The organism is Colwellia sp. BRX9-1, from assembly GCF_014077195.1.
In the GTDB taxonomy this organism is placed as follows: domain Bacteria; phylum Pseudomonadota; class Gammaproteobacteria; order Enterobacterales; family Alteromonadaceae; genus Colwellia_A.
The window spans coordinates 1-268 of record NZ_JACGVM010000101.1; the positions used below are offsets into that span (position 1 = coordinate 1).

At 39.9% G+C, this 268-nt stretch carries 2 protein-coding genes; both read left to right on the plus strand.

The window, feature by feature from the left end:
• The coding region (locus H4J76_RS20345) for a PEP-CTERM sorting domain-containing protein (protein WP_182231155.1) at positions 1 to 84 on the plus strand (84 nt) is incomplete at its 5' end.
• A gap of 65 nt (positions 85 to 149) precedes the next feature.
• Entirely contained in the window at positions 150 to 251 is a 102-nt protein-coding gene (locus H4J76_RS20350; RefSeq protein WP_404842546.1) for a PEP-CTERM sorting domain-containing protein, read from the plus strand.
• Positions 252 to 268 lie beyond the last annotated feature (17 nt).

Consider the following 268-nt stretch of genomic DNA (forward strand, 5'->3'; position numbering starts at 1 on the left):
GGAGCAGTTGACGTACCTGAGCCTGCCACTATTTGGTTATTAGGTTTAGGTATATTTATGATAGTGAATAGAAAGCACAGATAAATGAGAGTTGTGGTGGTGTTTTTTCAGTAAGCAGTACCGTCACATTTGCTGCAACAATCAGTATCATTGGACATCAAGGTTGCGGAGCAGTTGACGTACCTGAGCCTGCCACTATTTGGTTATTAGGTTTAGGTATATTTATGATAGTGAATAGAAAGCACAGATAAATGAGAGTTGTGGTGGT